Annotated in this window: 14 protein-coding genes; 6 read left to right on the top strand and 8 right to left on the bottom strand. The window is 69.0% G+C overall.

Translation table 11 applies throughout. From position 1 onward, the window contains the following. Positions 1-59 precede the first annotated feature (59 nt). Positions 60-725 (top strand): helix-turn-helix domain-containing protein, encoded by a 666-nt coding sequence (locus CHC08_RS36465; RefSeq protein ID WP_089211945.1) that lies wholly within the window; start codon positions 60-62, stop codon positions 723-725. 147 nt (positions 726-872) lie between these two features. Here CHC08_RS36465 and CHC08_RS36460 read toward each other — a convergent pair whose 3' ends face one another. From CHC08_RS36460 to CHC08_RS48740, 5 genes are all read right to left on the bottom strand, one after another. Further along, complete coding sequence (locus CHC08_RS36460; RefSeq protein WP_089211993.1) at positions 873-1,844, bottom strand: zinc-binding dehydrogenase; 972 nt, start codon at positions 1,842-1,844, stop codon at positions 873-875. 17 nt (positions 1,845-1,861) lie between these two features. Then, on the bottom strand, positions 1,862-2,329 hold the full coding sequence (locus CHC08_RS36455) for a pyridoxamine 5'-phosphate oxidase family protein (RefSeq protein WP_089211944.1): 468 nt from the start codon (positions 2,327-2,329) through the stop codon (positions 1,862-1,864). Between the two features lie 243 nt (positions 2,330-2,572). Then, complete coding sequence (locus tag CHC08_RS36450) at positions 2,573-2,920, bottom strand: DoxX family protein (protein ID WP_089211943.1); 348 nt, start codon at positions 2,918-2,920, stop codon at positions 2,573-2,575. Between the two features lie 453 nt (positions 2,921-3,373). Next, positions 3,374-3,847, bottom strand: a complete 474-nt coding sequence (locus CHC08_RS36445; RefSeq protein ID WP_089211942.1) for a GNAT family N-acetyltransferase — start codon at positions 3,845-3,847, stop codon at positions 3,374-3,376. Between the two features lie 126 nt (positions 3,848-3,973). After that, positions 3,974-4,225, bottom strand: a complete 252-nt coding sequence (locus CHC08_RS48740) for a hypothetical protein (protein ID WP_143653485.1) — start codon at positions 4,223-4,225, stop codon at positions 3,974-3,976. A gap of 58 nt (positions 4,226-4,283) precedes the next feature. Between CHC08_RS48740 and CHC08_RS36440 the strand changes: the two genes are divergently transcribed. Continuing rightward, the gene (locus tag CHC08_RS36440; protein WP_089211941.1) at positions 4,284-5,510 is read left to right on the top strand and encodes a glycoside hydrolase family 16 protein; all 1,227 of its coding nucleotides are present in this window, start codon (positions 4,284-4,286) and stop codon (positions 5,508-5,510) included. 96 nt (positions 5,511-5,606) lie between these two features. Here the strand turns inward: CHC08_RS36440 and CHC08_RS36435 are convergent, their stop codons facing one another. Beyond that, positions 5,607-6,626, bottom strand: coding sequence for a TrmB family transcriptional regulator (locus CHC08_RS36435; protein WP_089211940.1), 1,020 nt, complete (start codon positions 6,624-6,626; stop codon positions 5,607-5,609). 91 nt (positions 6,627-6,717) lie between these two features. On the opposite strand from CHC08_RS36435, the gene CHC08_RS36430 reads away from it, so the two are divergent. The 3 genes from CHC08_RS36430 to CHC08_RS36420 all read left to right on the top strand — a co-directional run bounded on the left by CHC08_RS36430 (position 6,718) and on the right by CHC08_RS36420 (position 10,902). After that, positions 6,718-10,065, top strand: a complete 3,348-nt coding sequence (locus CHC08_RS36430) for a S8 family peptidase (protein ID WP_143653484.1) — start codon at positions 6,718-6,720, stop codon at positions 10,063-10,065. 180 nt (positions 10,066-10,245) lie between these two features. After that, the gene (locus tag CHC08_RS36425; protein ID WP_089211938.1) at positions 10,246-10,689 is read left to right on the top strand and encodes a VOC family protein; all 444 of its coding nucleotides are present in this window, start codon (positions 10,246-10,248) and stop codon (positions 10,687-10,689) included. Positions 10,690-10,713: 24 nt separating this feature from the next. Then, complete coding sequence (locus CHC08_RS36420) at positions 10,714-10,902, top strand: hypothetical protein (protein WP_089211937.1); 189 nt, start codon at positions 10,714-10,716, stop codon at positions 10,900-10,902. Between the two features lie 325 nt (positions 10,903-11,227). Here CHC08_RS36420 and CHC08_RS36415 read toward each other — a convergent pair whose 3' ends face one another. Beyond that, positions 11,228-11,701 carry a MarR family winged helix-turn-helix transcriptional regulator gene (locus tag CHC08_RS36415; RefSeq protein ID WP_089211936.1) on the bottom strand — a complete coding sequence of 158 codons (474 nt, stop codon included), beginning with the start codon at positions 11,699-11,701 and terminating at the stop codon, positions 11,228-11,230. Beyond that, positions 11,688-12,605 carry an N-acyl homoserine lactonase family protein gene (locus CHC08_RS36410; protein ID WP_089211935.1) on the bottom strand — a complete coding sequence of 306 codons (918 nt, stop codon included), beginning with the start codon at positions 12,603-12,605 and terminating at the stop codon, positions 11,688-11,690. The genes CHC08_RS36415 and CHC08_RS36410 overlap by 14 nt, the downstream gene beginning before the upstream one ends. Before the next feature lie 282 nt (positions 12,606-12,887). On the opposite strand from CHC08_RS36410, the gene CHC08_RS36405 reads away from it, so the two are divergent. Continuing rightward, on the top strand, positions 12,888-13,088 hold a 201-nt coding region (locus CHC08_RS36405), incomplete at its 3' end, for a hypothetical protein (RefSeq protein WP_143653483.1).

The following is a 13,088-nucleotide window of genomic DNA, read 5'->3' as shown; positions in this document are numbered from 1 at the left end:
GGCCCAACGCGGTGGCAGCAAGCTGCCACCGCCCGCACGATGACGGGGGTGACGAACGGATGACCGCTGACCAGGTCCTCACCGTCCGCGGCGACGCGGAACTCGTCGCCCGGGCCGGTCATCTGTTCGCCGGTGCTCAGCAGGAGTTCGTGTGCGTGGCGCGTGACCTCGACACGTGGTCCCAGCCGGCGGCACGACAGGCGATCAGCGGTCGGATGCGCGCGGGCGGCGAAGCCGGCTTCGCGGTGAACAAGCTCCTCAGCCCGGCCGCCCTGGCCGACGAGGCGACAAGACTGCACCTTCACCAGGTCATGGAGAAGGGCGCCCGAGTCCGGATCAGCTCGACCCCGCTTCCTCACGAGACGATCATTATCGACCGGCGGGTGATGATCCTCGCCGGCCGTGACGCGCCGGGCCTCCGCGAGTTCACGGTGACCACCTCGCCCACGATGGTCGGCGGCGTGTACGCCCTCTTCCAAGCGGCCTGGGAGACCGCCACCGACCTCGCCGCCTATCTCGGTGGAGACGTGCCCCACCTCGACGCGGACAGCCTGACGATCCTCCGCGCCCTCGGTGCGGGGCACACCGACGAGACCGCTGCCAGGCAGCTCGGCCTCTCACTACGCACTTACCGGAGACGGGTCGCGGAGCTGATGGCGAAGCTGGAGGTCAGATCTCGGTTCCAGGCCGGGCTGCGCGTGGGCGAGCTCGGACTCAACGGGTAACCGACGGTGGCCCGCCGATGCGCTCGTCCATTGTTTCTCGGACTCTTTGATCTTCAGCCGGTCGTGACCGATGCGGTCACGGGCTGTTTCACCGTGACCGTGCCCCGCTGTCGGACCCCTCTCGCGTCCCGCAGGAGACGGACCGCGCTATGGGAGAACGACGATGCGCCCGCGGGGGTGGTGGGGCTCGGCGCCTTCTTGGAGGCGGTGGGACCGGGCGGCCTCGGTGAGCGGAAGCCGCGTCCCGATCCGGGAGACCAGGGTGCCGCGGGCCAGGAGGTGGTTGATCGCCGTGGCCGCCGCGGCGAGTTCGGCCACGGTGGCGTTGCTGATCACGAAACCGCGGAGGCTGGCGTCGCGCGTGTAGAGCTGTCCGACCGGCAGCACGGGGGTGACGCCGAGGCCGGCCATGATGATCATCCGGCCGCCGCGGGCGAGCAGGGGAACGGTCCGCTCCAGATGGTGGCGGCCGGCGTTGTCCCAGAACACGTCCACCCCGTCGGGAGCGAGTTTGGCGATCTCCGCGTACATATCCGGGTCGTGGTAGTCGACGACCTCGTCGGCGCCGCACCGCCGGCACCAGTCGAAGTCGTCCGGGCGTGCGGTCGCGACGACCCGCGCCCCGGCGGCCGCGGCGAGTTGAACGGTGGCCGTGCCGACCCCGCCGCCCGCGCCGGCCACGACGACCGTCTCCCCGATCCGCAGGCCCGCCTCCCTGAACAGGCCGATATGCGCGGTGGCGGCGGTGTGCAGGGAGGCGACCGCGTTCTCCGGATCGACGTCGCCGGGCAGGTGGTAGAGCCGGTCGGCGGGTACGGCGGCGTACTCGGAGAAGGACCCCTGGCGACCGTCGAGCCCCAGGCTGTCGCACCACACCGTGTCGCCGGGGGCGAATCCCGGCGCCGTCGTGACCACGGTCCCCACCAGGTCGCGGCCGATGACAAACGGGTACGGCAGGCGCGTCCGATAGGCGCCGGAGCGGACGAAGGTGTCGACGTGGTTGACGGCGAGGGCCCGCACCTTCACCAGAACCTCCGACGAGCCGGGCTCGGGCATCCGAAGCCGGCCGACCCGTATCTCGTCCGCCGGGCCGGGCCGCGTGACGTACGCCGCGGTCATGGTCTCCTGGCCGCTCATCATCCCTCGTCCAGGTCGGCCAGGTACGTGTGTGCCCACGCCTGCCTGAGATCACCCTCGTCGGCGTCGCCGAAGGTGTAGGCCGGAGACAGGATCGGCAGCGCCCTCTCCACGTGCACCAGAATCACGCGATTGGCGGGGTAGCCGGGACCGTTCAGGTCGAGCAGCCATGCGTGCAGCCACTCGTACACGGGGTCGCCGGACTCGCGGAACTCCGCGGTGCCCTTGAACCGGTAGCCCCGCCTGCGGAAGACGTCGATCGAGTTGATCTCGATACGCGGATCGCGTTCGAGGTTGCCGACCGTGTTCGGGGACGCGATGTCCATGAAGGCGATGTGCTCGTCGTCGTATACCCGCATCGATCCCTTGGGCGAGAGATTGGGTGAGCCGTCGGGGCACATGGTGGCCACGAAGGACAGCCGCGCGGTCTCCACGATCAGGCGCATATCGTCGTCGATTGTCTTCACGTCTCTCCTCCTGGTGCCCCGTATTTCGGCCTCAGGGAGGAGGTCAAGGTCTCCGCGCAGGTCACGCCTTGATCGGTCGGGCCGTTGAGAGGGGTGGCGAACGGTCCCTCACGACCGGTTCCCTGCCCAGCTCAACCCTCCGTCAAGCCATGATCGACGCATCGAGGCCTCCGATCAGGAGGCGCGACAGCCCCTCCGGGTCGCCACAGCTTTTCTGCCGGGACCACCCGATGTCAGTCGTCCTTACGCGGCGGATCCCAGCGCCATGGCGACGACGACGGGCACCAGGTACAGCAGGGGGAAGGGGATGTGACTGTAGGAGCGCGCGCGGATCACGGTGATGACCGCACCGATGAAGTACGCCACCAGGCCGATGCCGGCGGCGACGCCGATGGCCGGGACGAACAACCCGACGACCAGACCTGCGGCACCCGCGGCCTTGGCGGTACCCAGCCAGGGCCACCATGCGCGAGGAACGCCGTACTCGGCGAGCGGCTCCACCACCCACTTGGCGCGGATGAAGATCGAGACGGCCGAGAACCCCACCCAGACTGCGGCCAGAACGGTGACGATGACATAAGCGGTGGACATCAGAGATTCTCCTTCGGTGCGAGGGCCGGACTCGCCGCTGCCGTGAACCGGCCAGAAGCGGCCCGACACTTCAATGACACCGGGGCTCGGGCGAATGTGACGGGCATCCTTCGGCCACAGACGGACTGTTCGGGCCGGACATCGCCTACTTGCCGGTCCGGGACATGAATCCCCTGTCCTACGCCCTGGTGTGGCGGAGCGAAACCGAAAGCCACCTCATCCGCGCCCTCGCCCGCACCGTCCGCGACCTCGGCTCCCTGACGTCCGCAAGCTGATCGCCCGGGCGTGGAGCCTTGGGGGGCTGGTCCCGGCCGGCGACGCCTCGGGCCACAACCGCAACGCACCCGCCGTACTCGGAACGCTCACCGGCCCCGGCGACGCGCCACCGCCAGGTCGCTCCGGACGTGGCATCGCGAAGACGGCCCTGATCCCCTTACGGCGGGGTGCTCGCCGTTACGAAGGGTGCGTCAGATCCAGCACCCCGACCGTCTGATCCTCACTCTTCTCACCGGTGAGCCGGAATCCGAGCCTCCGGTAGAAGCCCTCGGGCCCGTCCTCTCCCGGTTCCCACGTGACATACATCCGCTTGCCGCCGCGACGCCTGATCTCGGCGGCCACCGATTCGACGGCGAAGCGGCCGACACCCCGCCCCTGTGCGTCGGGCGCCACGTTGAGGCGCCACAGTCCCGACCGGAAGTCGACCCCCTCGCCGTTCCAGTCGATATCGAGGAAGGCCATCAGGAAGCCCACGGGACGGTCACCGTCGAGGATGAGGCGCGGCCAGGCCACCTCCGGGTGGACGTAGGCCTCGGCCAGCGACTTCACCACCGGTGAGACGAAGCGCTCCTGGTCGGGACGGACTTTCACGGCGATGGCCGCCTCGACATTGGCAGGAGTTATAGGCGCCAGCCGGAGGCTCTGAGTCATGCGAGAACCATACGGGTTTGCCACGCGCGGCCCCGTACGGCCGGCGCCCCTGCCTTCCGGCGCGAGAGACGCCTCTCCGGACGGTTCCGGTTCGACGAACAGGGTCCGGTTCGAGGACCTGCCGGTTCAGGCGTTCTCGATGGCCGTCCAGCCGAGCGAGAACGGCGACCCGCCCAGCGTGACGATTCCCAGGATGCCGAATCCGGTCACGTCGAAGACGGCCCCGGGCGCGATCCATGCCTGCTCCGGGCCGATGGCCCACCCAAATAATAAGTAAAGCTTCTTATTGACAATATTAGTGACTCGGGTGTTACATCCTCTTAATTTAACTAGTAAACGTACTTCCGACAACACAGGCACGTCGGCGCGCGCCTCCACACCGTGAGGGCGTGGGCCGGAAGCCCGTGCCCCGCAGGACCACAGACCGGAGGCTTCCATGCGCAAACCCCGGCTCCTCCTCATGGCCGCAGCCATGCTCCTCACCCTGACCAGTGGCCTGGTCGCCATCACGGGCAATGATCGGGCCGAAGCCGCCATCGGCCCCGTCACCTGGTCTGACGAGTTCAACGGCGCCGCAGGAACGTCCATCGACGGTTCCAAGTGGAAATTCGACACCGGTGGCAGCGGCTGGGGCAACAACGAGCTGCAGTACTACACCAACTCGACCCGCAACGTGTCCCACGACGGGCAGGGCCACCTCGCCATCACCGCCCGCCGGGAAAACCCGTCCAATCTCCAATGCCACTACGGCGCCTGCCAGTACACCTCCGGCCGCATCCTGACCGCCGACAAGTTCAGCCAGGCGTACGGCCGCTTCGAGGCCAGCATCAAGATCCCCAAAGGTCAGGGCATCTGGCCGGCGTTCTGGATGCTGGGCGGCGGCAACTGGCCGACCACCGGCGAGATCGACATCATGGAGAACGTCGGCTACGAACCGAACACCGTCCACGGCACCGTGCACGGTCCCGGCTACTCCGGCGGCAGCGGCATCGGCGGTGGTCGCACGATCGGCGCGCCGCTTGGCGACGCCTTCCACACGTACTCGGTCGACTGGTCTCCCAACCTCATCGTCTGGTACCTGGACGGCTCGGAGTACTTCCGCGTCACGCCGGCCAACATCCGCGGCAACCAGTGGGTTTACGACCACCCGTTCTTCATGATCCTGAACGTGGCGGTCGGCGGTAACTGGCCGGGCAACCCGAACTCCAGCACCACGTTCCCGCAGACGATGCTGATCGACTACGTCCGCGTCTCCGCCTGGACCAACGACGGACCCGGGACCGGCAACGCCCTGAGGTCCAGCCTGAGCGGTCGCTGCGTCGACATCCCCGCCGCCAACCCCGCGGACGCCGCCCGGCTGCAGATGTACGACTGCAACGGCAGCGCCGCCCAGCAATGGTCCGTCAACAGCGACGGCACGGTCCGCGCGATGGGCAAGTGCATGGACGCCGCGGCGGCCGGCACGGCCAACGGCACACCGATCCAGCTCTACACGTGCAACGGCACCGGCGCCCAGCGCTTCACGCTCACCTCGGCAGGCGACCTCGTCAACACGGCCGCCAACCGATGCGTGGACATCGTTGGCCGCAACACCGCCAACGGCGCGCAACTCCAGCTCTGGGACTGCACCGGCGCATCCAACCAGAAGTGGACCCGTTCCTGACAGAGAGGATTACGGGAACGCGTCGCCCACCGCACGCTGGACCCGTACACCCCGCCGTACATTCGTACGGCGGGGTGTCACCGTCTCGTGGGAAGGTCAGACGAGGCCTCGGCGGCTGGCCTGGGCGCCCGCCTGGAAGCGGGTCTCGGCGTTCAGTTCGTCCAGGAGGCCGCGCAACCGGCGGCGGAGGCTGCGCGGGCTGGTGCCGAACTGGCGGGCGATGGCGTCGTCCTTGAGCCCGGCCGAGAGCATCGCGAGGAGCCGTCGATGCTCCGGGCTGAGTTCGGCCCACTTCTGTTCCTCGCCCCGGCCGGGGTCGCCGGCCGGTTCCGGCGCGCCGTCACCGGGCGCGGGCGGCCACATCGGAAGCGCCTCCTGCCACAGGCGCTCGAACAGCTCGACCAGGGCCACCACCATGGTGGACCCCTTGATCAGCACGCCGCGCGTCAGCGGCGGGTCCATGTCCAGCGGCATGACCGCCAGCCACCGGTCGACGATGGCCATCTTGAACGGCAGCGCGGGCAGGACCCGAGCCTCCTCGCCCGCCTTGACCAGGCTGCCCACCTCGTCGAGCGCCCCCGCGTGATCGAACGCCTCCGGCACGTAGATGGTCCGGTAGCGGACGCCCTTGCGGAGCAGGCCGGTCTGCACCGGGTTGTGATAGTCCAGCACGTACGGAGGCCGGTCGAAGGTCAGCACCTCCTCCTTCGCCTCCTGCTGCAGCCGGACGTACCATCGGGCCTGTTCCTCGGGCCCCGCCAGGACCTCGAACTGCCCCCCCTCCTTCAGGTCCTGGCCGACGGTGCGGAAGGCCGCCTCCAGCTGGTCGGCCGTGTCGGTGAGCCGGTCCAGGTCACTCTGCAGGCCGCGCACCAGCGAGCGGATGGCGGTCCCCGGATTCGTCGCCGTCCAGCGGGGCGACCGTCCCCACAGACGGCTGACCAGGCCCTTGGTACGGAGCCTGCTCAGCGACGTCTGGATGCGCCCCGAGCTCTCCCCGCTCCTCATGACGAGCTCCTGCACCGCGATGCCGGGGCAGGCCAGCACCTCACGGTAGATCCGCTCGTCGAACGCGCTGATCCCCACCACTTCCAGCGCGGGACCGTCATCAAGCATGCCTAGGATCCTGGCCACTTTCGGCAGTTGCCGCAATAGGCCACACGAACCACCTTGTCACCAAAATTCACATACCGTTAGAAATCGGGATGTGCTTCAGAGAACCCCCCTTATCGGCATTGTGATAGCGGCCCTGGTAGCGGCCGCCACACCCGCCCAGGCGACGCCCATCCCCACCCCCACGGCCCCGGCCCCCACCCAGGACGGGCAGGCCACCGCGAAGGCCGGACCACCCAAGACGATCACCCTCATCACCGGGGACAAGGTCACCCTTCGCCCGCTCCCCACCAAGCAGGACCAGCTCGACATCAAGCCCGGCCCCGGCAGGGAGAAGATCAACTTCATACATCGCCGGGCCACGGAAGGGCTCAGCATCGTCCCCGTGGACGCGATGCCGCTCCTGGCCGCGGGCAAGCTGGACCCCCGGCTGTTCAACGTCACCCAGCTCGCCGCGTTCGGCTACGACGACGCCGCCAGCCAGGCGCTCCCGCTGATCGTGACGTACCCCGGCCAGACCGACGCCGCCACGTTGCGCGTCGCGGGCGGGCGCCCGCTGCCCGCGATCAACGGCATCGCCCGGAGCGAGCCCCACGCCGACGCGGGCACACTCTGGAAGTCCCTGACGGGGCAGGTCGCCAGAGCGGCGGCCGGGCCCGAGAAGATCTGGCTGGACGGCAAGGCCAAGCTCTCCCTCGACGTCAGCGTCCCGCACATCGGCGCCCCCCAGGCATGGGCGGCCGGTTACACCGGCAAGGACGTCCCCGTCGCGGTGCTCGACAGCGGCTACGACCCCGGCCACCCCGACCTGCAGGGCCTGGTCGCCAAGACCGAGAACTTCACCTCCGAGCCCGACGTCCGCGACCTCAACGGCCACGGCACCCATGTCACCTCCACCATCGCCGGATCCGGCGCCGCCTCGGGCGGCAAGAACAAGGGCGTCGCCCCCGGGGCGAGGCTACTGATCGGCAAGGTCTGCGAGCAGAGCGGAAACTGCCCGGACTCGGCGATCATCGAGGGCATGACCTGGGCGGCGGAGAACGGCGCCCGCGTCGCCAACCTCAGCCTCGGCGGCCCCGACATCCCCGGCGACGACCCGCTGGAGCAGGCCGTCAACACGCTGTCGGAGAAGTACGGCACGCTGTTCGTCATCGCGTCGGGCAACGACGGCCCCCAGGCGCTCGGCTCGCCGAGCAGCGCCGACCGCGCGCTGTCGGTCGGCGCCTCCTACCGCGACGACGACACGGTCGCCGGGTTCAGCAGCACCGGCCCGCGCGTCGGCGACGCCGCGGTCAAGCCCGACCTGATCGCGCCGGGCGTGGACATCGTCGCGGCCAGGGCCGCGGGCACCTCCGCCGGTTTCCCGGTGGACGACTCCTACACGGCGATGAGCGGCACGTCCATGGCCACCCCGCACGTGACGGGAGCGGCGGCGATCGTCGCCGGCCTGCACCCCGACTGGAAGGCCGCCCAGATCAAGGCGGCGCTGATGGCCTCCACCGCGCCCGGCTACGAGCTGGGCGCCTACGTCCAGGGCTCCGGCCGCGTGGACGTCGCCCGCGCCGTCACCCAGCAGGTCACGACCGAGCCCGCCTCGCTGAGCATGGGATACGTCGAGCTGCCCCATCCCACGCCCCTCGATCGCACGCTCACCTACCGCAACGACGGTGACGCCGCCGTCCGGCTGGACCTGAGCGTGACGGCCAAGGACGGCCGGGGTGAGACGGTGACTCCGTTCAAGCTCGGCGCCACCACGGTGGAGGTGCCCGCGCACGGCACCGCGCAGGTCAAGGTGACCGCCGAGCCGAACGCGATCGGCATGTACAGCGGCACGGTCATCGCCACGGGCACCAAGGTCTCCGTACGCACCGGCATCGGCATGCAGGTCGAGCCGGAGAAGCGCGGGCTCAGGCTGACCTTCACCGGCTCGGACGGGAAGCCCGCTCAGAACGCCTTCGCCGGAGTGATCGACCTCGATACCGAGGAGCAGGTCAACTACGACATCTCCGGCGGCTCGCTGGACCTCCGGCTGGAGAGGGGCCGCCGCTACACGGTCGTCACCCTCCTGGCCGACCAGGACGGCACCGTGGTGATGGCCGCGGACCCGGAGTTCACCCTCAACGCCGACCGCACCTTCGCCGCCGACGCCCGTAAGGCCAAGCCGGTGGACGTGCGCACGGAGGAGCCGACGGCCCGGCTGGCCGTCGGCCTGCTCGGCATGCTCCAGCTCGTCGACGGCAAGCAGCCCTTCGGCGTGGACGTCGACCTGGGCGGCATGTGGGGCGCGGACCGCGTCGAAGGCGTCAAGGCCATCCCCACGACCCGCACGGCGAGCAAGAAGTTCGCCTTCTACCGCTGGACGCAGTGGGCCAAGCCGAAGGGCGACGGCACCTACGACGACAGCCCGTACTTCTACCACCTGATGAAGGCCGAGCCGCGCATCCCCGCCGACCCCGGCTACCGCCCGCGCCGCCGCGACCTCGCCGAGGTCACCTCCACGTACGGCACCCAGCAGGACGGCAAGCAGGGCGAGCACTTCGCCCTGCCCGCGCTGTACGGGACGGAGCTGGCGTGGATGCCGTACGGCGGCGTGTCCCAGTTCTCGCTCCCGTTCCACCGGACCGAGTACTACACGCCCGGTGACACCGGCTGGTACCCGTCCTTCATCCAGTACAAGGCGGACGCCTGGGACAACATCGACCAGTTCTTCTTCCACAGGAACGACAAGACCATCGTCTACCGCGCCGGCCAGAAGACCTCCGAACGCTGGAACACCGGCGTCTTCGCGGCCGGGCTCACCCCGGGCGGCGACCTCTCCTGGCGCGAGGAGAACCTGCTGCAGTTCGCCTCCGGGCTGTTCGAGGACAGCACGCTCGAACGCTTCTCCATCGGCGACTATCTCACCTCGCAGGCCAAGCTCTACCGCGACGGCAAGGAGATCTACGCGGCCGACTACCTGCTCGGCAACGTCGAGGTGCCCGTCGACAAGAAGGAGAGCCAGTACCGGCTCACCATGACCTCCGACCGCAGCCCGGTCATGACCAAGGTTTCCACGAAGGTCAGCGCCGAGTGGCGGTTCAGATCGAAGACGCCCGCTCCGGGCAAGCGGCAGGTGCTGCCCCTGATGGCCGTCAAGATCAGCCCGGAGCTGGATGACCGCAACCGTGCCTCCACGGGCCACATGCGCATACCGCTGCACCTTCAGCGCCAGGACGGCTCACCCGACCTGAAGGTGACCACGCTCACCATGGAGATCTCCTACGACGACGGCCGCACCTGGCTGTCCACGCAGGTACACCCGTCGGGCAAGGGCGACTGGTCCGCCGAGACCCGGCATCCGGCCGGCACGCGCGGCAAGTTCGCCTCGTTGCGCGTGAAGGCCGCCGACACCGGCGGCAACGCCTTCACCGAGACCGTCATCAGGGCCTACGAGATCAAGTGAGTCCTGGAACCCCCGCCGCGTCTCCCGGACGCGGCGGGGGTTCCGTCATCGGATCAAGGGGGACTCACCGGAACCACCGATCCGAAGGCTCCTCTCGCACCGTCGGCTGAGACGATAGATCCACCATGGTCCGCCACTGACCGCATTCCCCCCGATCACCACATCGAGGAGAACAGCATCATGGATCTGAAGCTCGAAGTCCTGGTCATTCCCGTCTCCGACGTCGACCGCGCCAAGGCCTTCTACGAGAAGCTCGGTTTCCGCCCGGACGCCGACTTCCCGGTCGGCGACAGCTTCCGGGTCGTTCAGGTCACCCCACCCGGGTCGGAGGCGTCGATCATCTTCGGGAACGGCGTCTCCGCCGCCGCCCCCGGATCGGCGCAGGGCATGCACCTGATCGTCACCGACATCGAGGCCGCCCGCGCCGAGCTGCTCGCCCGCGGCGCCGACGTCAGCGAGGTCTGGCACGACGCCGACGGCGTCTTCCACCACGCCGGTACGGAGAACCGCGTCGCCGGGCCTCACCCCGACCGCGCCGACTACGGCTCCTTCGCCTCGTTCACCGACCCCGACGGCAACGAGTGGACCCTCCAGGAGATCGTCACCCGCGCCCCCGGCCGCTGAACACAGCACGGAGAGGAGAGCTGAATGAAGCCCATCGACACGACCGAGATCATCCTCGATCTCCTCAACCAGGCAGCTGCCGCGCACGACCTCCACGAGAAGGAAGACCTCGGCGGCCGGCGCGACGAGGAGTGGCCGCAGTGGTACGCCGACCACATGACCCGGCAACTCGCCGAACTCGGCTACCGGATCGTCCGCGCTACGGACGGCTAGGACACATGACGCCTGTCCCGCCGGCCACAGGACACCGGAGCCGACGGGACAGGAAACGACGGGTCGGGACCCCTCGCCCACGTGCCGGGCGCGGGCCGGCGACGCGCTCAGAGGCCGGATCGCTCAGGAGCCGAACCGATCGGGGCCGGGCCGATCAGAAGCCGGATCGCTCAGAAGCCGAACCGGTCAGAAGCCGAACCGGTCAGGGGCCAGGCCGTTCGGGAGCCAGGTCGCTCGGGAGCCGAACCGATCAGAAGCCGGGCCGTTCGGGAGCCGGGCCGTGCGGGAGTCGGGTTGTTCGGGAGCCGGTTCGCTCTCTGGATGGTCATGGGGAAACTCCCTGTTCGGTGACGATGCGACGGGCCAGCGCCTGGCCGGCCGGCAGGCCGGTGACGAAGGCCCGGAGAAATCCGGTGATCTCATCGAGGTCGTGGCCTTCGGACGCGGCATCGATGGACCGGTAGAGATCCTCTTCGATCTCGATGATCTGCCTGGCGAGGCGCAGCCCCTCCTCCGTGAGGGACAGCTCGATGTGGCGGCGGTCATGTGCCGGCACCTGGCGGTTGACGAGACCCGCGGACGCGAGCCGATCGACCAGACGGCTGGGGCTGTTGCCGCTCTCGCAGACCAGCAGGTCACCGAGACCGTTGAGGGTGAGCGACCCGCGATCCTGCAGGATGCGGATCACTTCGGCCTGGGAGGAGGTGATGCCGAGCGGCCGCAGGGCTTGGCCGAGCAGCCGGTTGCCCTCTCGCTGGGCGGCCAGGATCAGGTACCGGAGTTCTTCAGCCGGTCGCATACGAACGCGCCTCCCGTTTCCCGGTGAAGGCCCCGCTCACGGCGGCCAGGCGTGCGGCCGCTCCGGGATCGTGCGCCGGCAGTATCACCAGCCCCGGGTTCTGCTCCCGCAGTGTGTTGATCGCCTTGGTGGTGTCGTCCAGTTGCCGCCTCTCCCCGACTCCCGGGACCAGACCTTCCCGCAGCCGATGATCGTCGTACGTCACATCGCCGACCATGAGCAGCGGCGGATGTCCGGCGCTCCGGACCAGCAGCGACAGCGACCCGGGAGTGTGGCCGGGGGTGGGCAGCAGGACAAGACCGCCGTCGCCGAACAGGTCGTGGCCGGTCGTGAAGGGCGCGAGCCCGGGGTCGTCGATGGGGCCGGGGTCGACATGTCGCCAGCGCAGCCCGGGGAGGTCGATGTGGGACGGCAGGAACCCACGCGGCTCCGGCAGGGGCTTTCTGAAGGATCGCCATTCCTCACCGCTGACCACGATCTCGGCATGGGTGAGCTCGCGCAGCCCCCCGATGTGGTCCTGGTGCAGGTGGGAGAGCACCGCCGTGTGCACGTCGGCGATGTCGTAGCCGATGGCGGCCAGCCCGTTCGTGAGAGTTTCGGCGGGGCCGATCTCGAAGCGTGCCAGCCTGTCGTACACCAGGCCGTTGAGACCGCCGGGGAAGTAGCCGGGGTCGGTCACCGACGCGCGATCCTGACCGGTGTCGAACAGCACCAGCCCATCGCCGCGCTCGATCACATAGACGTTGATCGGCAACGGAGCGGTCCACCTGCGCGAGGTGAGCAGCCACCAGTACATCGACTTGCGGGTGGGGCCCACGTGCTCGGGATGGATCGACACGCTCCCGGTGCTGACCACCGACACCTGCTTGATCGTGCTCGTCGCACCTGTCGTCTCGTTCCTCATGAAAAATAGATTACACGACATATATGTCGTGTCAAGTATTTCTGACCCGGTATCGGCCGACACGGCTCCCGGCGGGAGCATCAGCGCGGCGGCATCGTTCCGGAAAGGTCGCGTGTGTGTCGTAGTGCACGCTCGGCGCTGAGTGTGCGTTTGTACGCAGAACGGGACGTTGCGCCTGCCTAATGTCAGTGCTGTCCGGAACGAGCGGCCATCAAAAAGCTCCCCGGACACCAGGCACCACACGCTCACCCCGAGCGTCCTCACCCCAAAGGAAGTCCCCTCATGAGCAAGCTTCGCAGCGTCCTGGTCGGCACCGCCCTGGCCGGCGCACTCGCGGCCGGCATCGCCGCCGCCCCCGCCCAGGCCGCCACCGCCACCACCGCCAGCACCGCTTCGGTCGCCCAGGCCCAGTACACCAAGCACTGGTTCTCCGGCTCCTCCGACTTCGGCCGCGGCGAGTCCCGCGGCGAGCGCTCCAACTAC

It is taken from the genome of Streptosporangium subroseum, from assembly GCF_900188345.1.
GTDB lineage: Bacteria > Actinomycetota > Actinomycetes > Streptosporangiales > Streptosporangiaceae > Streptosporangium > Streptosporangium subroseum.
This window is presented reverse-complemented; position numbering and strand designations above follow the sequence as displayed.

Excerpts from the sequence above, each read along its gene's own strand:
- CHC08_RS36465 (WP_089211945.1), top strand. The coding sequence starts at position 60 with ATGACCGCTGACCAGGTCCTCACCGTCCGCGGCGACGCGGAACTCGTC.
- CHC08_RS36460 (WP_089211993.1), bottom strand. The coding sequence starts at position 1,844 with ATGACCGCGGCGTACGTCACGCGGCCCGGCCCGGCGGACGAGATACGG.
- CHC08_RS36450 (WP_089211943.1), bottom strand. The coding sequence starts at position 2,920 with ATGTCCACCGCTTATGTCATCGTCACCGTTCTGGCCGCAGTCTGGGTG.
- CHC08_RS36445 (WP_089211942.1), bottom strand. The coding sequence starts at position 3,847 with ATGACTCAGAGCCTCCGGCTGGCGCCTATAACTCCTGCCAATGTCGAG.
- CHC08_RS36440 (WP_089211941.1), top strand. The coding sequence starts at position 4,284 with ATGCGCAAACCCCGGCTCCTCCTCATGGCCGCAGCCATGCTCCTCACC.
- CHC08_RS36435 (WP_089211940.1), bottom strand. The coding sequence starts at position 6,626 with ATGCTTGATGACGGTCCCGCGCTGGAAGTGGTGGGGATCAGCGCGTTC.
- CHC08_RS36425 (WP_089211938.1), top strand. The coding sequence starts at position 10,246 with ATGGATCTGAAGCTCGAAGTCCTGGTCATTCCCGTCTCCGACGTCGAC.
- CHC08_RS36420 (WP_089211937.1), top strand. The coding sequence starts at position 10,714 with ATGAAGCCCATCGACACGACCGAGATCATCCTCGATCTCCTCAACCAG.
- CHC08_RS36415 (WP_089211936.1), bottom strand. The coding sequence starts at position 11,701 with ATGCGACCGGCTGAAGAACTCCGGTACCTGATCCTGGCCGCCCAGCGA.
- CHC08_RS36410 (WP_089211935.1), bottom strand. The coding sequence starts at position 12,605 with ATGAGGAACGAGACGACAGGTGCGACGAGCACGATCAAGCAGGTGTCG.